The following is a 293-nucleotide window of genomic DNA, read 5'->3' as shown; positions in this document are numbered from 1 at the left end:
TATTTCTCATGGCATTCGCTCCAACCCCTTCATTTTCTATTGGGTTGATGCTTTTAGCTTCTATTGATACATAAGTGGATTTTTTTTCTACCTCATTGATTGCATCGCTGAAATCATCATCACTTGATAACGTAGAGCACCCGCTAAGTAATACTACGCTTAGTCCTAAAATTCTTTTATACATCCTAATACACCTTAAATTTTAAATGCTCTTAAAGTAAAAAACGCTGACAAAGTTTGCCAGCGCTTTTAAAGTTAGCTAAGTAACAACTTTTCTTAGAAGCCGTACTCTA

The 293-nt window shown here is 34.8% G+C and carries 1 protein-coding gene; it reads left to right on the top strand.

Translation table 11 applies throughout. The annotated features are described in order from the left end of the window. Position 1: 1 nt before the first annotated feature. The gene (locus HC728_RS20455) at positions 2-67 is read left to right on the top strand and encodes a CRISPR-associated DxTHG motif protein (RefSeq protein ID WP_081303988.1); all 66 of its coding nucleotides are present in this window, start codon (positions 2-4) and stop codon (positions 65-67) included. The last annotated feature ends 226 nt before the right edge of the window (positions 68-293 follow it).

The sequence above is a fragment of the Aliivibrio sp. S10_S31 genome (genome assembly GCF_014694495.1).
Classification (GTDB): Bacteria; Pseudomonadota; Gammaproteobacteria; order Enterobacterales; family Vibrionaceae; genus Aliivibrio; species Aliivibrio fischeri.
The sequence above is the reverse complement of the archived record's forward strand: the minus strand, read 5'-3'. Positions and strand labels throughout refer to the sequence as shown.